16 protein-coding genes and 2 pseudogenes are annotated in these 17,516 nt (G+C 71.6%); 4 read left to right on the top strand and 14 right to left on the bottom strand.

Features of this window, described 5'->3' with window-relative positions; all coding sequences use genetic code 11:
• Positions 1 to 50 precede the first annotated feature (50 nt).
• From ACWD3C_RS16605 to ACWD3C_RS16575, 7 genes and pseudogenes are all read right to left on the bottom strand, one after another.
• The gene (locus ACWD3C_RS16605; RefSeq protein ID WP_451144448.1) at positions 51 to 407 is read right to left on the bottom strand and encodes a hypothetical protein; all 357 of its coding nucleotides are present in this window, start codon (positions 405 to 407) and stop codon (positions 51 to 53) included.
• Between the two features lie 21 nt (positions 408 to 428).
• A pseudogene (gene dmpG / locus ACWD3C_RS16600) lies at positions 429 to 1,082 on the bottom strand (4-hydroxy-2-oxovalerate aldolase); the annotation flags it as partial.
• Positions 1,083 to 1,165: 83 nt separating this feature from the next.
• Positions 1,166 to 2,047: an SDR family NAD(P)-dependent oxidoreductase gene (locus tag ACWD3C_RS16595; protein ID WP_451144446.1), complete on the bottom strand. Its 882-nt coding sequence runs from the start codon at positions 2,045 to 2,047 to the stop codon at positions 1,166 to 1,168.
• Positions 2,044 to 2,397 (bottom strand): bifunctional 3-phenylpropionate/cinnamic acid dioxygenase ferredoxin subunit, encoded by a 354-nt coding sequence (locus ACWD3C_RS16590; protein WP_451144444.1) that lies wholly within the window; start codon positions 2,395 to 2,397, stop codon positions 2,044 to 2,046. Before ACWD3C_RS16590 ends, ACWD3C_RS16595 begins: the two co-directional genes overlap by 4 nt.
• Positions 2,394 to 2,786: an SRPBCC family protein gene (locus tag ACWD3C_RS16585; RefSeq protein WP_451144442.1), complete on the bottom strand. Its 393-nt coding sequence runs from the start codon at positions 2,784 to 2,786 to the stop codon at positions 2,394 to 2,396. The genes ACWD3C_RS16590 and ACWD3C_RS16585 overlap by 4 nt, the downstream gene beginning before the upstream one ends.
• A gap of 92 nt (positions 2,787 to 2,878) precedes the next feature.
• A pseudogene (locus tag ACWD3C_RS16580) lies at positions 2,879 to 3,232 on the bottom strand (Rieske 2Fe-2S domain-containing protein); the annotation flags it as partial.
• Positions 3,229 to 3,429 (bottom strand): hypothetical protein, encoded by a 201-nt coding sequence (locus ACWD3C_RS16575; RefSeq protein ID WP_451144440.1) that lies wholly within the window; start codon positions 3,427 to 3,429, stop codon positions 3,229 to 3,231. The gene ACWD3C_RS16575 and the pseudogene ACWD3C_RS16580, both read right to left, overlap by 4 nt.
• Positions 3,430 to 3,853: 424 nt before the next feature.
• Between ACWD3C_RS16575 and ACWD3C_RS16570 the strand changes: the two genes are divergently transcribed.
• Complete coding sequence (locus ACWD3C_RS16570; RefSeq protein ID WP_451144438.1) at positions 3,854 to 5,197, top strand: MFS transporter; 1,344 nt, start codon at positions 3,854 to 3,856, stop codon at positions 5,195 to 5,197.
• A gap of 156 nt (positions 5,198 to 5,353) precedes the next feature.
• Positions 5,354 to 6,205 (top strand): IclR family transcriptional regulator, encoded by an 852-nt coding sequence (locus ACWD3C_RS16565; RefSeq protein WP_451144436.1) that lies wholly within the window; start codon positions 5,354 to 5,356, stop codon positions 6,203 to 6,205.
• Between the two features lie 398 nt (positions 6,206 to 6,603).
• Here the strand turns inward: ACWD3C_RS16565 and ACWD3C_RS16560 are convergent, their stop codons facing one another.
• The 3 genes from ACWD3C_RS16560 to ACWD3C_RS16550 all read right to left on the bottom strand — a co-directional run bounded on the left by ACWD3C_RS16560 (position 6,604) and on the right by ACWD3C_RS16550 (position 9,836).
• On the bottom strand, positions 6,604 to 7,182 hold the full coding sequence (locus ACWD3C_RS16560) for a helix-turn-helix domain-containing protein (RefSeq protein WP_451144434.1): 579 nt from the start codon (positions 7,180 to 7,182) through the stop codon (positions 6,604 to 6,606).
• Between the two features lie 116 nt (positions 7,183 to 7,298).
• Positions 7,299 to 8,480 (bottom strand): acyltransferase family protein, encoded by a 1,182-nt coding sequence (locus ACWD3C_RS16555; RefSeq protein WP_451144432.1) that lies wholly within the window; start codon positions 8,478 to 8,480, stop codon positions 7,299 to 7,301.
• Positions 8,481 to 8,570: 90 nt separating this feature from the next.
• Positions 8,571 to 9,836, bottom strand: coding sequence for an alpha/beta hydrolase (locus ACWD3C_RS16550; RefSeq protein WP_451144430.1), 1,266 nt, complete (start codon positions 9,834 to 9,836; stop codon positions 8,571 to 8,573).
• A gap of 327 nt (positions 9,837 to 10,163) precedes the next feature.
• Between ACWD3C_RS16550 and ACWD3C_RS16545 the strand changes: the two genes are divergently transcribed.
• The gene (locus ACWD3C_RS16545) at positions 10,164 to 11,048 is read left to right on the top strand and encodes a helix-turn-helix domain-containing protein (RefSeq protein WP_451144428.1); all 885 of its coding nucleotides are present in this window, start codon (positions 10,164 to 10,166) and stop codon (positions 11,046 to 11,048) included.
• On the opposite strand, the gene ACWD3C_RS16540 is transcribed toward ACWD3C_RS16545, so the two are convergent.
• The 4 genes from ACWD3C_RS16540 to ACWD3C_RS16525 form a co-directional block, all read right to left on the bottom strand.
• Positions 10,966 to 12,186, bottom strand: coding sequence for an XdhC family protein (locus ACWD3C_RS16540; protein WP_451144426.1), 1,221 nt, complete (start codon positions 12,184 to 12,186; stop codon positions 10,966 to 10,968). The genes ACWD3C_RS16545 and ACWD3C_RS16540 overlap by 83 nt on opposite strands.
• 136 nt (positions 12,187 to 12,322) lie before the next feature.
• Positions 12,323 to 14,509 carry a xanthine dehydrogenase family protein molybdopterin-binding subunit gene (locus tag ACWD3C_RS16535; protein WP_451144424.1) on the bottom strand — a complete coding sequence of 729 codons (2,187 nt, stop codon included), beginning with the start codon at positions 14,507 to 14,509 and terminating at the stop codon, positions 12,323 to 12,325.
• Complete coding sequence (locus tag ACWD3C_RS16530; RefSeq protein ID WP_451144422.1) at positions 14,506 to 15,486, bottom strand: FAD binding domain-containing protein; 981 nt, start codon at positions 15,484 to 15,486, stop codon at positions 14,506 to 14,508. Before ACWD3C_RS16530 ends, ACWD3C_RS16535 begins: the two co-directional genes overlap by 4 nt.
• Positions 15,487 to 15,499: 13 nt before the next feature.
• Positions 15,500 to 16,135 (bottom strand): 2Fe-2S iron-sulfur cluster-binding protein, encoded by a 636-nt coding sequence (locus ACWD3C_RS16525; RefSeq protein WP_451144420.1) that lies wholly within the window; start codon positions 16,133 to 16,135, stop codon positions 15,500 to 15,502.
• A 297-nt stretch (positions 16,136 to 16,432) separates the two neighbouring features.
• Between ACWD3C_RS16525 and ACWD3C_RS16520 the strand changes: the two genes are divergently transcribed.
• Positions 16,433 to 17,380, top strand: a complete 948-nt coding sequence (locus ACWD3C_RS16520) for a superoxide dismutase (RefSeq protein ID WP_451144418.1) — start codon at positions 16,433 to 16,435, stop codon at positions 17,378 to 17,380.
• The last annotated feature ends 136 nt before the right edge of the window (positions 17,381 to 17,516 follow it).

Below are 17,516 nucleotides of genomic sequence, written 5' to 3'. Positions count from 1 at the left end.
CGTAGCCGCCCCGGCCGGGATCACTTCCGGCCGGGGCGGCTTCTTTCCGTTCACGCACCGCAGAAGAACCCGGGCTGCCGCGCCTCGCGGGCAGCCCGGGCGGGCCGGGTACAGGGCAGCGGCGGGCGGCGATCCCGCTGCGGGGCGCGGTCCGGGCCGACGTGTTCGAGACCCAGGCGGTGGCCGCGGCCGACGAAGGCGCGCGGGATGGTTCGTTCACGGGCGAGGGCACCCGCCGGCGGGCCGCCCTGCCCGGCGGAGTGCGGCACCGAGCGAAGTCGCCGCGACCAGGGGCGCGCACGAGGGGCGAGGGCGACGCCGGGCCGGGCGCGGGCCGCCCCCGTACTCCTCCGCATCGGCGCCGCCCATGCCCAGCGCAACCACTCTCCCGCCGGAGCCTCGCTCACCCGTCGGAGAGGTTCCCGCGCTCAGCCCGCGGCAGCGGCCGTGTTGCCCCACGTGAGGTCGAGGGCGATGTCCACGATCATGTCCTCCTGGCCGCCGACCAGCCGTCGGCGGCCGACCTCCAGCAGGAGCGACCGGGCGTCGACGCCGTAGCGGGCGGCGGCGATCTCGGCGTGGCGGAGGAAGGAGGAGTAGACGCCCGCGTAGCCGAGGGTGAGGGTCTCGCGGTCCACCTGGACCGGGCGGTCGCGCAGCGGGCGGACCAGGTCGTCGGCGGCGTCCTGGAGGGCGAAGACGTCGCAGCCGTGCTTCCAGCCCTGGAGGTCGGCGACGGCGACGAAGGCCTCCATGGGGCAGTTGCCCGCACCCGCGCCCTGCCCGGCGAGGGAGGCATCGATCCGTGTGACGCCCTCCTCGACCGCCACGACGCTGTTGGCGACCGAGAGGGAGAGGTTCTCGTGCGCGTGTACACCGATTTCGGTGGCCGGATCCAGTACGTCGCGGTAGGCGCGGACGCGGTCGCGCATGCCGTCCATGGTGAGCCGGCCGCCGGAGTCGGTGACGTACACGCAGTGCGCGCCGTAGGACTCCATGAGCTGGGCCTGGGAGGCGAGTTCGGCGGCCGGGGCCATGTGGCTCATCATCAGGAAGCCGGAGACGTCCGCCTGGGTTCTGCGGTGCAGTGCCGCGGCGGGGCTGATGTCGACGCTGGCCATGGCGGCGGCTCCTTCGTGGGCTGTCGAGCGGGAAGCGGGACGGTTCAGAGGCCGGCGCCGCCGGCTGGAGCACGGAAACCGCGGACTGCGATGCCGCCGTCGGCGGGGATCACGGCACCGGTGACGGTGCCGCTGTTGGCGCGGGAGGCGAGCCTCCCGCTGTTGGCGCGGGAGGCGAGCAGGACATAGGGCCCGGTGAAGTCCTCCGGTTCGACGCCGGAGTCGTACAGCGGAATGAGCGGCGGCTGTTTGTGGCCCGACGCCTCGTTCCTGGCGAAGGACGCAGCCAGCGTACGGTCCTGCAGGCCCAGGCTCTCGGGGCCGCGCAGCCCGGTGCGCATGCCGCCGGTGGCGACGCCGTTGACGCGGACCTTCGGCGCCAGCTCGTAGGCGAACTGGCGGACCAGGCCGAGGCAGACCTGCTTGCTGGCGGTGTACAGGGCGCCGCCGCCGTCGGTGTGGAAGGAGGCGTTGGACAGCGTCATCACGATGCTTCCGCTGGTGGCGACGAGCCGCCGCCAGGCGGCCTCGACGGCCAGGACGTAGCCCTTGACGTTGATACCGAAGACTTCGTCGAACGCCTCGGAGAGCTCCTTGCCGGTCAGCCGGGTGACGCTGCGGTGGTAGTCCCAGATTCTCGCGTTCGGGACGAGGATGTCCAGCTTGCCGAACCTGTCGACGGTGGCCTCCACTGCGTGGTGCAGATCGTCCGGGGAGCGTACGTCACCGGGGATGCCGAGCACACCGTCCGGGAGGTCGTCGAGTTGTCCCGTGTCCTTGCTGAGGGGCGGCCGGTCGTACGGCAGTCCGTGCTCGGCGGAGTACAGCACGAGTTCTCCGTCGTAGCCCTGGGCGCGCAGGGCGTCGCAGGCGGAGACGGCGGCCAGGCCCGCGCCGACGACGGCGACGCGGCGCGGGAGGCTCATCCGGTGGCCTCCTCGCCGGGGTGCAGCCGGACGGCGCCGTCGCGCACCTCCACGCGGTGGGTGCGTACGTCGAGGGTGGCGGGCATGCACTGCGGCCGGCCCGACGTCAGGCAGAACCGGGCGCTGTGCAGCGGACACTCGACCTCGCCGTCCTCGATCCAGCCCTCGGACAGCGAGGCCCGGCCGTGCGAGCAGGTGTCGTCGAGGGCGTAGTAGGCGCCGCCGTCGTGGAAGACGGCGATGGCGTCGCCGTGGCCGGTGGCCTCCGCGGGCACCTTCAGGGCCTCGCCGTCCTCGATGTCGCCGACGGCGGCTACCTGGATACCGGTACCGGTGCTGGTCGTGCTCATGGGGTGTCCTTCTCGTGCCAGGCGGGCGTGTTCATCAGGTCGCGCCAGCGGGCGTAGAAGCCGCGGGCGGCGCCGTCGGTGTAGAGGCGGCCGGTGGTTCCGGGGTGGATGTCGTCCTCGGTTTCCAGGCCCAGGCCCATCTGGTAGTTCAGGGTCATCGAACCGGACATGAAGCCGTGGGAGGTGGCCTGGACCTCGCTCCAGTTCTCGCCGTCGTCCTGCTCGAAGATGCCGGTCGGCCCGAACGTCCGCAGGTTGTAGAGCCGTTGGGCGTCCTTGACCTCGTCCGGCATGGACTTGTCGACGATCGTCCAGGCCCAGACCTCCATCTTGTCCGGGCCCTTGGGGTACCAGACGCGGATGCTGCCGTTGACTCGATCAGTCCCCACTGGTCCTGGTCGAAGCCGGCCGGGTAGTCCTCGCCGTTGGGCACGCTGACGAGCTTTCCGGAGGTGTCGTACGCCCAGCCGTGATAGCTGCACGTGAACGCCTTGGTGGCGCCCGCGTCGGCGCGGCAGATCCGCATGCCTCGGTGGCGGCAGGCGTTGAGGAAGGCCCGCAGCTTCCGGTCGCGGCCCATGGCGACGACGACCGGGGCCTCGCCCATGTACGTGCTGAAGAAATCACCGGGCTTCCTGAACTGACTCTCGTGCGCGAGGAACAGCCAGCTCGGCGCGAAGACGCGGCGCAGCTCCTGCCGGTAGAGGGCCGCGTCACCGAAGATCGTGCGGTCGACGAGGCCGTGGTCGAGGTCGAAGTACGCGCTGACGTCGACGGACGGCTCGGGGGCGCGAGCGAGGCGGTGCGACGCGCGGCGGGCAGGGGTGGACGTCATCGCTGGGCCTCCTCGGGCAGTGCCTTGCCCGCCGCGCGGCGGTGGCCGAGCGGGCCGGGGCCGTCGGTCCGGGTGGCTGTCCACGGGTCCGGGACGGTGCCGACGCCGTAGCCGTACGCGGCCTCGGAGGACGGCGCGTTCCGGGCCTCGGTGGTGCGCGCCGGGGCGATGGCGTCGGCGGTGTGGTCTCGCTGCATGCGCCCAGCAGACGCCACCCGGGCAGGGGCAGCCCAGTCGCTGTTCCGTGGTGCGACACGCCGGTGCGCGGGTGGGGCACTGCCGGTGGTAGCCCCCGCCGCCCCTACCCGTCCCCTCCTCGGGGGCCGGCCCCCGAACCCCCGCTCCTCAAACGCCGGAGAGGCTGACATACCCAGTCCGTCCGGCGTTCGAGGACGAGGCCGTTCAGGCCGATGCGGGGGTCTGGGGGGCGGCAGCCCCCAGGGATGGGACGGGTAGGGGCGGCGGGGGCGAAACCAACCCTCGGACAGCGACTCGTTTCCTTCGTGCCGCAGAGCGGAACACGCATCCGACGCTCGGCGGCCCGGGCCTTACAGTCCCCGCTCAGTCCCCACTGTGCCCTGGATCACTCATGATCCGGGCCTGATCGGAATTGAGTCGCTCATGTCCGAGACCACCAGCGACGCCACAGCAGTCGGCGCCGCCACCCGCTCCGCGGAACCCGCCGCACAGAAGCCCAATGTGTCCCGGGTCGCCGTCGCCAGCCTCATCGGCACCACGATCGAGTACTACGACTTCGCCGTGTACGGCACGGCAGCCGCACTCGTGCTGGGCCCGGCCTTCTTCCCGTCCGGAAACGCCACGGTGTCGACACTGGCCGCCTTCCTGACCTTCGCCGCCGCGTTCCTGGCCCGCCCGATCGGTGTGGTGCTCTTCGGCACCATCGGTGACCGGCTCGGCCGCAAGCGGGCGCTGGTCCTCTCCCTGATGCTCATGGGCGCGGCCACGGTCGGCGTCGGACTGCTGCCGACGTACGAGACCGCCGGCCTCGCCGCCCCGGTACTCCTGGTCGCCCTGCGACTGCTCCAGGGCGTGAGCATGGGCGGCGAGTGGGGCGGCGCGGTGCTGCTGGCGGCCGAGCACGCGCCCGCCGGACGCCGGGCGCTGTTCGCATCGATTCCGCAGGCCGGCCCGCCGCTCGGCTTCCTGCTGTCCAGCGCGGTGATCCTGCCGACGATGGCCATCGCGGGCCGGGACGGCTTCGCCGCCGGAGCCTGGCGCATCCCCTTCCTCCTGAGCACCGTGCTCATCGTCATCGGCCTCTGGGTCCGCACCCGGGTCACCGAGTCCCCGGTGTTCAGCGAGCGGCACGCCGCCGACAGCGCGTCGGCGCCGCGCTTCCCCCTCGGCACCCTGATCAAGGAGCACCCCCGTCGGCTGCTGCTCGGCATCGGCGCGGCGATCGGTGGCTCGGCCGTCTACTACCTGACGATCGTCTACAGCCTGTCGTACGGGCCGGTGGCGCTCGGCATTCCGCAGCCCACGATGCTGACCGCCGCGAGCATCGCCGCCGCGGCCGGAGCGGCCGCCACCATACCGGCGGCACGGCTGGCCGACCGCGTGGGCAGACGCCCCGTGATGCTGACCGGCGCGGTCGGCAGCGTCCTGTGGGCCCTGCCCATGTTCGGCTCCCTGAAGACCGGCAACGGTGTGCTGATCACCGGGGCCTTCACCATCGGCCTGGTGCTGTTCACCCTGATGTTCTCCCCCATCGCGGCGTTCCTGCCGGAGCTGTTCCCGGCGAGGCTGCGGTACACCGGCGCATCGGCGACCTTCATCCTCGCCAACACCCTCGGCGGCGGCTTCGCCCCGCTGGTCGCCACCTGGCTCAACGCCCACTGGCAGTCGCCGCTCGTCCTCGGCGCCTACGCCGGCGGACTGTGTCTGATCAGCCTGGGCTGCGTGCTGGCCCTGCCCGAGACCCGTGACCGGGAGTTCGCCCTCTGACGCCGGTCCGCGGACAGCCGTCGTTCCGCCCGTAGTGCCCCAGCGGCGCTACGGGCGGTCGTTTTGCGCGAGCCGTTTACAAGGCCGACACAGTCTCCTAGATTGGACACGCGTCCACTTCAATGGTCGCATTCGGTACGTCCCCGGAGTCCGCCCATGCCCACCCCTGTGTCCGAGCCTGCCGACACCCCGCGCCCCTGTGGGCCGACCACCGCGTCCGACCAGCAGACCGCCGTCGACAAGGCGCTGGTCCTGCTCAAGTCGCTCGCCGAGCACGACCGGGAGGTCGGGGTCAGCGAACTGGCCCGCCGTGCCCGGCTCACCAAGTCCACGGCCTTCCGTCTGCTCGGCATCCTGCAGCGCAACGAACTCGTCGAGCGGGTCGGCAGCAACTACCGACTGGGCACGCAGCTCTTCGACATCGGCAACCGCGTCTACGGCCCCGTTCCCCTGCTGCTCCAGGAACGGCTGCTGCCCCATCTCGCGGATCTGTACGAACTGACCCACGAGACCGTGCACTTGGCCGTGCTGCACGGCACCGAGATCGTGTACGTCAACAAGATCCACGGTCACCGTGCGGCCCGCTCCCCCTCCAGGATCGGCGCCCGGCTGCCCGCGTACTGCACGGGTGTCGGCAAGGCTCTGCTGGCCTTCGACCACGACGCCGCCGAGGCGGCCATCGAGGCGGGGCTTCCCGCCCGCACCGAGTACACCCTCACCGATCCCGACCGCTTCCGGGCCGACCTGCTCCGCATCCGCCAGGACGGCATCGCCTACGACCGGCAGGAGGTCTCCCTCGGCCTCACCTGCGTCGCCGTACCGATCATGGGCCCCCTCGGCCGCCCCGTGGCGGCGCTCTCCGTCGCGGGCGCCGACCACCGCTTCGACCCCGCCCGTTTCGCCCCCGCCCTGCGCCGCGTCGCCCATGAAGCGGCACGAGCGGTCACCGCGGCCAGAGCACGGCACACGGCAACGCCGCCCGGACTCAGCGGCCTGCCCGTGGCCTGAGCCCCGTATGGCCCCCTGTGGAACGCCGTCCGGCCGCCGGTTTCCCCCGGCCCGGCGTCCGGACGGCGCGACGCGTCCGCGGCCAGGGTCTGTCCGGCGGATCACGTCGGCTTCGACCTGCGATGCCCCTGAAAGCGCCGGTGAGCGGGGGCATGGGGGTGCCCCCGGTGCTTGCGCGCGAGCCGGGCGAAGCCGGTTCGCGCGTGGGAGAGCACGCGGCTGCGAGGCGGAGGAGGCTGTGACGTCGCCCGCCGCCGCGGCGGGCGACGCGGAGCGTCGGCGACCGACGGCACGGCAACGCGGCTGGGGGGCACCCCCTGGGGAGCGCGTGCCAGACCCCGCGGCCCAGGCGTGACCCGCCGGGCAGGCCCTGGCCCTCGGGGCCGCTCCGGGCGGTCTCAGCCCCGGCTCTCCCCATGGGTTCGCGCGAGGTTCGGGCTGCCGGTGCCGGGTTGGACACGGGGCACGCTCACCACGATGTGCACCAGGCTCTCCGCGTCCAGCGACTCGTACACGTGCGGCCGGTCGCCCGGGTAACGCACGAAATCGCCCGCGGACAGCTCCACCGGGCTGTCGACGGGGCCGACCCGCACCCGGCCGCTGATCACGTACAGGTGCTCCAAGGTGCCCACCGGGTGCGGGTCGGACGGCTTGCCCGCGCCCTGCGGGGTGCGGCCGATGCGTACCAGGTAGTTCTCGATGACGCCGGAGCCGTACACATGGTCCAGCGACCGGGACTCGTATCCGCCGCGCTGCTCCCAGACGACCTCGTCGCCCCGCTGCACGGTCATCACCTGCTCCCGCTCGGCCACCAGCCTGGTGACCGGCACGCCGAGTGCGGCCGCGATCGAGAACAGCGTGTCCACCGTGGGATTGCCCGTACCCTGCTCCAGCTTCGACAGCGTCTGCTTCGCGAGCCCCGCCTGCCGGGCCAGTTCGGCCAGGGACAGGCCACGCTGCTCTCTGAGAAGGCGCACATTGCGTGACACCACGGAGTTTCCTGAGGACACGCCACCACTTTAGGCGCAGGTCGGAGGCCAACGGACCCCGGCCACAACGGAACTCGCGAAGAGCCCGCGAGCGCCGGAGCCGCTCAGAGCCGCCCACGGACGAGTTCGGCCGGGTCCCGGCGGAAGGACCACTCCATCTTCGGCTCCATCACGAACCGGAAGATCCGCCGGACCGGCGACGTGCACAGCGCGGTGATCAGCGCGGCGGCGAGGACGGTGACGGCGATCTCGCCGAACGGGGTGTGGATCCAGTCGTGGTCGTACCAGCCCCAGAAGCGGGAGCCCTTGGCGACGAAACCGTGCAGGAGGTAGCCGTACAGCGTGCCCGTGCCGAGGGCGGTGAACCAGGTCCGGTGCCGGGGCACCCAGGCGAAGAAGCACGCCGTGAGGAGCAGCGAGCAGCCGAAGAGGAACAGGGTCATCACGGGTCCGGCCCAGGCCGGTGCACCGAGTTCCTGGGCACTGTCGCGATGGAAGAACCAGGCCGCGTTCATCCGCGGGACCGCCCAGTACGCCACGATCAGCGTCATCGCGAAGACGAGCGGTGACAGCAGCCGCACCTCCCTGCGGCGGACCAGTTGGAAGTGCTCCGGCTTCAGGCGCAGCCCGAGCACGAAGAACGGCAGGAACTGCAGGACGCGCTGCAGATCGAGGTTGCCGCCGATGTCGGGCGAGAGGGACGCCAGGGCCGCGATGACGAGCGCGATCGACAGTGGACGGCGCACGGTCTGCCACAGCGGAGTGGTGAGCCGCCACACGAACAGCGCCACGAGGAACCAGGTCAGGTAGCCGGGGTCGATCAGGCTGACGGGGTGGGCGGGGTCGTCGACGGCCCACCGCTTGAACAGCGCGTACGCCGTCTCGAAGACCACGTACGGGACGGCGACGCCGGTCACCAGGCGTCTGATCCGACCCGGACTCGCGTCGAAGCCGCGCGAGAAGTAGCCGGAGATGACGATGAACGCCGGCATGTGGAACGCGTAGACGGCCATGTACAGCGCGGCCGCGGTCCGGCTGCCGCTGTACAGCGGCGCCCATGCGTGGCCCAGCCCCACCAGCACGATGGCAAGGTATTTGGCGTTGTCGAAGAACGCGTCGCGCCGCTTGTCCTCCCCGTTCGGGCTGTTCGGACCGTTCGGGCCCTTCGGTGCCGCGCTCTCGGTTGGGGTTCCCGTCGTGGACGGCGTGGCCCTCGGAGGCGGCCTTCCGGTCTGCGTCTGCCCGTCCCGGGTCCGGTCGGCGGCCGGGCGCGCGGTGTCACGCATCGGCCCTCCCTGAACGGTCCGGGCCGACGATCGCGCGTCCTTCAGCCAATGCGGGTTCTGTGTCGGCGCACAACATCCCCGCAACCCTGATCACGTCCCGCCGGTCCCACGCAAACCTCGCTGGACATGGAAGAGGAACGGGGCGAGTGTGCGTGTCAGGGTGTTGTGGGACGGCGCGGCGAACAGCGGATCCAGGTGGTTCATGCCCTCGTCGGTCTCGTAAGCGGCGTACGGGATGCGGGAGTCGGCCACGACCTCGCGCGCCGCCGTCTCGATCGTGCCGTTGGCGTAGCTCGTCCCGAAGGCGTAGAGCGGCACGTCCAACTCCGTCGCGTGCCGCAGGCGCAGGCCCAGGGAGCGGGCCAACTCGGTGTCGGCGTAGGCGTCGGCGACGTCCAGGTCCACGGAGAGCCGGGAGGGCCAGTACCACTCCCAGACCGCCGGCACCGGACCCGCGTACGACATGGCGACGCGGCTGATCGGGGTGATGCCCTCGTCGACCCAGCCGCGTACGTCGCCGCTGTCGGCGAGGCGGCCCGAGTGCACGCTGATGTCGTTCGGCCAGCCGAAGCCCGCGTCCACCAGGATGCCCAGCAGGGCGGCGTTGGTGACCGGGAACGACGGCCGCAGTGCGTCGGGCAGCCGGGGCTGCAGCACCGACCGGCCCTCCGGGTCGAGGTGGGCGTACCACCCGGCCAGCTGGTACCAGATCTGTGTGCTCTCCGCCCGGCCGCCCAGCCCGACCGCGCTCAGGGTCATGTCGAAGACCGCCCCGGCGTCGATCGCCGCCAGCCGCTCCCGTACCTCCTCCGGCGAGTCCCGCACCGGCTGTCCCGTCCCGGTGAACGCCCCGCGCACTCCCCCGTCGATCACGACCAGCCCTGCGAGGTCCCGGTACCCGGGGCGCCCGCCGAAGTCCCAGGCCGCGTACGCCAACGCGGTGGTCGCGCCCCAGGAGTGGCCGCCCAGCACCACCCGCCGCCGGCCGCCGCCACTCGCGGCCCGCACGACCGCGCGCAGGTCGTCGAGGACGAGCCCGAGGCCCCAGCCCGCGACGTACCCGGACGCGGCCGGGTCCTGGGAGCGGTAGCGGCCGTCCAGGTAGTAGCCGACGGGGTCGGGGCCGGCGAAGCCGGAGCGGTCGGCCAGGTTCTCCTCGCGCCGGTCGAGGGCCCACACCTGAAGCCCCGGGACCGCCTCGACCAGGTCCCGGGCCAGCAGCCGGAAGTCATTGGCCGCGCCGAACATGCCCGGCACCAGGACCAGTACCGTCTCCGCCCGCCCGGGTCCGACCTTGAGCACATGCACACGGTTCGTCCCCGCCGGTCCCCCGCCGTCGCCCACTTCCACCGGCATGTACGGTTCCCCGCCCGCGCCACGGACGCCACCGCTCCGGTCCCCCGCCGCCCGTGCCGACGCGGCACTCGTTCCGGTCATGCCGACAGCCAGGGCGCCTGCGGCCCCGCCCAGCACCGTCCTACGCGACAGTCCGCGCATCATGTCCCCTGTTTCCTCGGAGAGTTGGTCACGACAAGCTTCCACGAGGCCTTGCGGCGAGCGATCATCAGGGTCGTCTTTCTCCCCGGTCGCCTCCCCCTTCCCCGCCGCAGGGCACCTCGATCACCTTCGCCCCCGAAAACGTTTAATGTCTTCCATGCCACGTCCGACGACTGGAGAGCAGAGATGGCGATTCATGTCGCGCCCGGTGAAGAGGCGGCGTCCGGACTCGACCGGCGTGCCGAGCTGAAGGAGTTCCTGCGTTCCCGCAGGGCCCGGCTCAAACCCGAGGACCTCGGGCTGCCGTCGTACGGGCGGCGACGCGTTCCCGGGTTGCGGCGCGAGGAGTTGGCGCAGCTGGCGGGGGTGTCCTTCGCGTACTACACGCGGCTGGAGCAGGGCTACGGCGACAACATGTCGCCCGAGGTGCTGGACGCCGTCGCCCAGGCGCTGCGCCTGAACGAGGACGAGCGCGCCCATCTGGTCCGGCTGGCCCAGCCCGGACGGCAGGGCGCGACGCAGGAGGATTCCCCGCCGCAACGGCTGCGGCCCGCCGTTCGGCATCTGCTCGACTCACTCGGTGTACCCGCGTACGTCGCGGGGCGGCGCATGGACATCCTGGGCTGGAACCGCCTGGCCGCCGCCCTCTTCGGTGACTGGGCGCAACTGTCGCCCGGCGAACGCAACTGGCCCCGGCTGATCCTCCTCTCCCCCAGGACACGTGACCGCTTCGCCGACCCGGGCGTCATGGCACAGTCGATCCTCAGCGTTCTGCGCATGGACGCGGGCGCCCACCCGGACGACCCGCAACTCGCCTGCCTGATCAAGGAGTTGTCGGAGAAGAGCGAGGAGTTCCGGCGGCTGTGGGCACGGCACGACGTGCGCTGCAAGAGCTACGGCACCCTGCGGATGCGGCACCCGTTGGTGGGAGAGTTCGACGTCTGCCAGGAGACCATGTCGCTGCCCGACGACACCGTACAACTCCTGGTCACCTTCCATGCCGAGCCGGGCTCCCGGTCGGAGAAAGCCCTGCGGACGCTGGCCGATTGGGGAACGGAGCCGCGTCACTGAGCGCGGCGGACGACCGCCGGTCAGCGTGGTCGGGGTGGTGGATGGGTCCCGTACTGCGGGACAGGGGCAGGCCGGTGCCGTGGTGGGTGTGGGCGATGATCTCCGCGGTGATGGAGACCGCGGTTTCCTCGGGCGTGTGGGCGCCGAGGTCGAGCCCGATGGGTGAACGCAGGCGCGCGAGGTGCTCCTCGGGTACGCCCGCCTCTCGCAGCAGTTCCAGACGGCGGGCGTGGGTGCGCCGGGAGCCCATGGCGCCGACATAGCCGACCGGGAGGCTCATTGCCAGGCGCAGCAGCGGGATGTCGAACTTGGCGTCGTGGGTGAGGACGCAGACGGCGGTGCGGGCGTCCACCTCTGTGTCGGCGAGGTAGCGGTGGGGCCAGTCGGTCACGATCTTGTCCGCGTGCGGGAAGCGGGCCGCGGTGGCGAAGACGGGGCGGGCGTCGCACACGGTGACCCGGTAGCCGAGGAACCGTCCCGCCTCGCTGAGCGCGCCCGCGAAGTCGACGGCGCCGAAGATCAGCATGCGGGGGCGGGACGCGTGGGTGTGGACGACGACGGACAGTTGCTCCGGGCAGGTGTCGGCGTCCCCGCCGACCTCGACGAGAGCCGTACGCCCCGCCCGCAGCAGCGCGCGGACCTGCGCGAGCACCGCACGGTCCTCGCGCTCGCGGCCCAGGGTTCCGTCGTACGCTCTGCCGTCCCCGAGGACGGACAGGGTGCGGCCGAGCAGGTCTTCCGGGCCGTCCACGATCTGCGCCACCGCGACGGGCCGACCGGCCACGGCTTGTCCGAGGGCCGCGGTGAGGTGGGGCCGGGCTGCGGGTTCCACGCGCTGCACCAGGACTTCGAGTTCGCCGCCGCAGGTCAGGCCCACGGCGAAGGCGTCGTCGTCGGAGTAGCCGAACCATGCCCGTGCGGGCGGATCGCCGGTCTCCAGCACTTGTCGGCACAGCTCGTAGACGGACGCTTCCACACAGCCGCCGGACACGCTGCCGACCACGGTGCCGTCGGCGTCCACGGCGAGTGCGGTGCCGACGGGCAGGGGTGCGCTGCCGCTGACCTGGACGACGGTGGCGAGGGCGAAGGGGCGGTCCTCGCGGCACCAGGTGTGCAGCGTGTCCGCGATGTTCAGCATGGACGGGGTCTTCCTGGCCGGTGGTGGGGGCGATGTGGGCGGGCCGCCGCCGCGCCATGGGTACGGAGGTCGCGGCGGCGGCCCTCGGGTCCGTCGCGGTGGTCCGTTCACCTGCCGCCGGACGGTCTCGTGCGGCTCAGAGCAGGGCCTCGGCGGTGATGGGAAATTCACGGACCCGGCGTCCGGTGGCGTGGAAGACCGCGTTGGCGACGGCGGGCGCCACCCCGATCTGTACCAGCTCGCCCAGTCCTTTGACGCCGATGGGGTCGGCGTGCGGGTCCTCCCCGTCGAGGTAGATCGCCTTCAGATCGGGGATGTCGGCGTTGACGGGCACGAGGTAGTCGGCGAAATTGGCGTTGACGATGCGGCCGTCGCGGTGGTCGGTGACCGTGTGCTCAAGCAGGGCCGCGCCGATACCGCCGACCATGGCGCCGAGGGCCTGGCTGTCGGCGAGCTTCGGGCTGATGATCCGGCCCGCGTCGTAGACGCCGAGCATCCGCCGCACCCGGACGAGGCCGAGGCGGGCGTCGACGGCGACCTCGGCGAACACCGCGCCGTAGCCGTACAGCGAGAACCGGGACTGATCGGGGGTCCAGGACCCACGCGCTTCGAGGTGGGTGAGGTTGTGGCGGGCCAGCAGCTGCCGGTAGTTCTCGCCGTGTGCCGGGTTGCGCTTCACGTGCAGTCGGCCGTTGCGTACGACGACGGCGTCGGGAGCGACGCCGTACAGCGGCGAGTCCTCGTCCTCGACGGCCAGCGTGATCGCCTGCCGCCGCAGTTTGTCGCAGGTGTCCTGGACGGCGGAGCCCACGCTCGCCATGAGCTGCGAGCCGCCCTGCGGCGGGGCCGGCGGCATATCGGTGTCGCCGAGCCGGAACTCGACGCTCCGCCAGGGCAGGCCGAGGGCGTCGGCAGCGACCTGGGTCATCGAGGTGTACGTTCCCGGGCCCATGTCGGTGGCCGCCGACTGGACCACCGCGGTGCCGTCGGCGTCGAGCCGGGCGTGGGCCTCGGCGGGGCTGCGCCCGATGTCGTAGCAGGCGGTGGCCACGCCGGTGCCGATCAGCCAGTCGCCGTCACGGGTGGAGCGCGGCCGGGGGTTGCGGCGGCTCCAGCCGAACTCGCGGGCGCCGACACGGAAGCACTCGCGCAGCCGCCGGGTGGAGAACGGCCGTGCGTTCGACGGGTCTTCCTCCGGTTCGTTGCGCAGCCGCAGCGCGATCGGGTCGACACCCAGCTCGTAGGCGAGTTCGTCCATCGCGCACTCGATGGGGATGGCGGCGCTGCCGTAGCCGGGGCCGCGCATCCACAGCGGGGTGTTCGCGTCGAGCGGTACCGTCCGGTACTCCTGGCTGACGTGGGGCGTGGCGTAGAGCATCTGCCCGAGCACCAGGACGGCTTCCCGGAAGTCCTCGTGGCGGGAGGTCTCGCCCCGCAGGTCGTGGACCATCGCGCTCAGCCGCCCGCGCCGGTCGCTGCCCAGGCGCAGTTTGTACTCGTACGCGGGCCGGTACCCGATCCAGGAGAACAGCTGTCGGCGGGTCAGCACCAGCTTCACCGGGCGGCCCGTCTCGCGGGCGGCGAGGGCCGCGATGGGGGCGTGGGACCAGGTCCGTCCGGCGCTGCCGAACGCGCCGCCGACGAACGGCGAGATGACGCGCACCGATTCCCGGGGGATGCCGAACACGGCGGCGAGTTCCATCTGCGCGCCCTGCACCCACTGCGTCTTGTCCCACAGGGTGAGCCGGTCGCCGTCCCAGCGGGCGATGGCCGCGTGCAGTTCCATCGCGTTGTGGTGGTTGCGGGCGAGCCGGTAGGTCGTCTCCAGCCGGACGTCCGCGGAGCCCAGGGCCTTGTCCGCGTCACCCCGCTCATAGGTCTGGGCCTCGTTGGCGGGTGCGCCGGCCATGTCGGTCGTGGGGTGTTCGGCGTCGTAGCGGACCTTCACCAGGTCGGCGGCGTGCTGCGCGACCTCCAGGGTGGTGGCCACCACGACGGCGACCGGCTGGCCGAAGAACAGGACCCGGTCGTCCTGGAAGACACGCTGCCGCCGTCCCGGAGGGTTCATCCCCGGGTAGTCGTGGTACGGCAGCGTGGGCGCGTTGAGGTGGGTGATCACCTTCAGGACGCCGGGCTGGGCCTCGGCGCCCCCGGTGTCGATACGGGTGATGCGTCCGCGCGCGACGGTGCTGTCGACGACGACGGCGTGGACGACACCCTCGATGTCGTGGTCGGCGGCGTACTTGGCCTGGCCGGTGACCTTCAGCCGCCCGTCCACCCGGGAGAGCGGCGCTCCGACGGCTGCCTGCGGCTGGCGGCTCACTTGGTACCTCCTACGACGCGCAGCTGGCGTTCGACGGTGCGTTTGAGCAACTCGGCCTTGAAGCGGTTGTGCTCCAGGGGGCGGGCCCCGTCCGCCGCCCGTTTCGCCGCCTTGGCCCACAGGGTGTTCGTGGGCCGTTCGCCGATGAGGTACCGCTCGACGGCGGGCAGCTTCCAGGGCACAGTGCCCACGCCTCCGGCGGCGACCTTCGCCCCGCGGATCACGCCGCCGCGGATGTGCAGCGCGACGGCCGCCGAGGTCAGGGCGAACTCGTACGACTGCCGGTCGCGGACCTTCAGATAGCCCGACTTGAGCGGGCGCGGGTGGGCCGGGACCTCGACCGCCGTGATCAACTCGCCCTGCCGTAGGGCCTGTTCGCGGTTCGGGGTGCTGCCCGGCTTGAGCAGGAACCTGGAGAAGGGAATGGTCCGCTCGCCGTCCGGGCCCAGCAGGTGCACGTGCGCCTCCAGTGCCGTGAGGGCCACGGCGAGGTCGGAGGGGTGCGTGGCCACGCAGGACTCGGAGGTGCCCAGGATCGCGTGGGTGCGGTTGAAGCCGTTCCGTGCCGCGCAGCCCGAGCCCGGCTCGCGCTTGTTGCAGGCGGCCGTCACATCGCGGAAGTACGTGCACCGGGTGCGCTGCATGATGTTGCCGCCGATGGTGGCCATGTTGCGCAGCTGCGCGGAGGCGCTCAGCTCCAGCGCCTCCGAGACGACGGGGTAGGCGACGCGCACCCTTGGATGGGCGGCAGCCTCGGCCATCCGTACCAGTGCGCCGATGCGCAGGCCCCCGCGTTCGGTGACGGTGACTTCCCGCAGCGGCAGTGCGCTGATGTCGACCAGTGTCTCGGGGCGTTCGACGGTCTCGCGCATCAGGTCGACCAGGGTGGTGCCTCCGGCGATGTAGCGGCCGCCGCGTCGCCCGGCGGCGAGCGCGGCCTGTGTGTCGGAGGCCTTCGTGAACGAAAAAGGATGCATGGAGGGCCGAACCTCACTTCCCGCGGGCGGTCTGCTCGACCGCGCGCACGATCTTCACGTAGCAGCCGCAGCGGCAGATGTTCCCGCTCATCCACTCGCGGATCTCCGCCGGGGAACCGGTGTGGCCCTCCTGGATGCAGCCGACGCCGGACATGATCTGGCCGGGGGTGCAGTAGCCGCACTGGAACGCGTCCTCGTCGATGAACGCCTGTTGCAGGGGATGCAGTTCGTCGCCGTCGGCCAGGCCCTCGATCGTGGTGACCTCGGCGCCTTCCAGCCGTATCGCCAGTGTCAGGCAGGAGTTGACCCGGCGTCCGTCGACCAGGACCGTGCAGGCCCCGCAGGCACCGGCGTTGCAGCCCTTCTTGGTGCCGGCCAGGCCGAGGCGTTCGCGCAGGAGGTCCAGCAGCGAGGTCCGGTTGTCGACCGTGACGGTGTGCGGCTCGCCGTTCACGGTCAAGGAGAGGCGGCCGGTGGGCGGTTCGGCGGTGGCCGTCGCCTCGGCGCCGAACGCGGAAGGTCCGGTGACCAGGCCGCCCGCCATGACGGCACCGCCGACGGTGGTGGTCGCGATGAACGTGCGCCGGGAAGGGGCCGGCGGAGATCCTTCGGAAGGGGAAACAGCTGACTCGGGAAGTTCGGTGGTCATGCCCACTCTCTTGGTCGGCGGGAGTTGGGTGGCGTACCGGGAAACGATCGTGTGCGCGGCGTCCACCTTGCGGCAGGCGGCGCGGGACAACCAGCGAGCAGCGTTTGTATAACTCCGGGTCAGTACGTCCGCGGTTCGTACCACCGCTGTTTCTACGTCTGGCAGTAGTAGCCACGCGTGTTCGGGCGATTGTGCCGCCGAGAGTCAGGACATTCGTCTCTGGGGGAATCTCGTTGAACTCTCAATAATTGAGTTCGCACGGCGCACACCGCGTCCGTTTTCCGAGGAAGGATGATCATGACCCGTTCACTCGCACGCAGGCAGCTTCTCGGCGCGGGCCTCGCCGTTGGGGCGACAGCCCTGGTCGGCGGTACGGCACAGGCCTCCCCCGGGCGCACCTCCGGGTCATGGCCTTCGGAGCTCGCGCTGCCCAACGGCTGGGGGCCTGAGGGAATCGCGATCGGCTACGCGCCGTACGCCTACTTCGGATCGCTCGCCACCGGTGGCGTGTACCGGGCGGACCTGGCGACCGGCAAGGGGAAGGTGGTCCACGAGGGTTTCGGACGCCACACGGTCGGGCTGAAGGTGGACGGTTGGGGACGGCTGTTCCTGGCGGGCGGCGGCAGTGGTGAACTGCGGGTCGTCGACGGCCGCAACGGCGCCCTGCTCGCTTCGCACACCGTCGGCGGAGAGGGCAGTTTCGTCAACGATGTGCTGCTCACCCACGACGCCGCCTGGTTCACCGAGTCCCTCGGCGCACGGCTCTACAAGCTGCCGCTGGGGCGGTGGGGTCGCCTCGGCGAACCGCAGACCCTCACGCTGAGCGGTGACTGGGTGCAGACGGGTTTCGCCGCCAACGGAATCGCCCTCACCCCCGACGGCAGCGCCCTGCTCGTCACCAACGCGGCCGCCGACGGGGGCTCGCTGATGCGCGTCAACCCGCGCACCGGCGTGGCCCGCAAGGTCGACCTGGGTGACACCACGCTGCCCAGCGGCGACGGGCTGGTGCTCGTCGGCCGTACGCTCTACGTCGTCCAGCCAGGCAGCAACCAGGTGGATGTGATCCGGCTCAACCGGTCGGGGTCGCGGGGTACCGCGATCGGGGTGATCAGGGACGACAGCTTCGACGAGCCCACCACGGCCGCCGCCTACCGGGGTCGGCTGTACCTTCCCAACTCACGCTTCAACACCCCGGACCGGGATGACAACACCTCTTACAACGCGGTGACCGTGCCGCTTGTGTGATGTACGGCAGGACAACGGCTGGGCCCCGCGACGCGCTTCCGATGCTGTTGGCGAATCCAGTGCGGGTGGGGGCTGTCGCGGAAGCGGGTGAAAAAAAGAGCGGCGGGTTTAAACAGAAGAAAGAGGGACCCCCCCA

The organism is Streptomyces sp. NPDC002845, assembly GCF_053591955.1.
The sequence above is the reverse complement of the archived record's forward strand: the minus strand, read 5'-3'. Positions and strand labels throughout refer to the sequence as shown.

Bases quoted from the DNA above. Each gene is read 5' to 3' on its own strand.
- ACWD3C_RS16545 (WP_451144428.1), top strand. From the start codon at position 10,164: ATGGCGATTCATGTCGCGCCCGGTGAAGAGGCGGCGTCCGGACTCGAC.
- ACWD3C_RS16550 (WP_451144430.1), bottom strand. From the start codon at position 9,836: ATGCCGGTGGAAGTGGGCGACGGCGGGGGACCGGCGGGGACGAACCGT.
- ACWD3C_RS16540 (WP_451144426.1), bottom strand. From the start codon at position 12,186: ATGCTGAACATCGCGGACACGCTGCACACCTGGTGCCGCGAGGACCGC.
- ACWD3C_RS16575 (WP_451144440.1), bottom strand. From the start codon at position 3,429: ATGCAGCGAGACCACACCGCCGACGCCATCGCCCCGGCGCGCACCACC.
- ACWD3C_RS16555 (WP_451144432.1), bottom strand. From the start codon at position 8,480: ATGCGTGACACCGCGCGCCCGGCCGCCGACCGGACCCGGGACGGGCAG.
- ACWD3C_RS16530 (WP_451144422.1), bottom strand. From the start codon at position 15,486: ATGCATCCTTTTTCGTTCACGAAGGCCTCCGACACACAGGCCGCGCTC.
- ACWD3C_RS16590 (WP_451144444.1), bottom strand. From the start codon at position 2,397: ATGAGCACGACCAGCACCGGTACCGGTATCCAGGTAGCCGCCGTCGGC.
- ACWD3C_RS16570 (WP_451144438.1), top strand. From the start codon at position 3,854: ATGTCCGAGACCACCAGCGACGCCACAGCAGTCGGCGCCGCCACCCGC.
- ACWD3C_RS16595 (WP_451144446.1), bottom strand. From the start codon at position 2,047: ATGAGCCTCCCGCGCCGCGTCGCCGTCGTCGGCGCGGGCCTGGCCGCC.
- ACWD3C_RS16565 (WP_451144436.1), top strand. From the start codon at position 5,354: ATGCCCACCCCTGTGTCCGAGCCTGCCGACACCCCGCGCCCCTGTGGG.
- ACWD3C_RS16525 (WP_451144420.1), bottom strand. From the start codon at position 16,135: ATGACCACCGAACTTCCCGAGTCAGCTGTTTCCCCTTCCGAAGGATCT.
- ACWD3C_RS16520 (WP_451144418.1), top strand. From the start codon at position 16,433: ATGACCCGTTCACTCGCACGCAGGCAGCTTCTCGGCGCGGGCCTCGCC.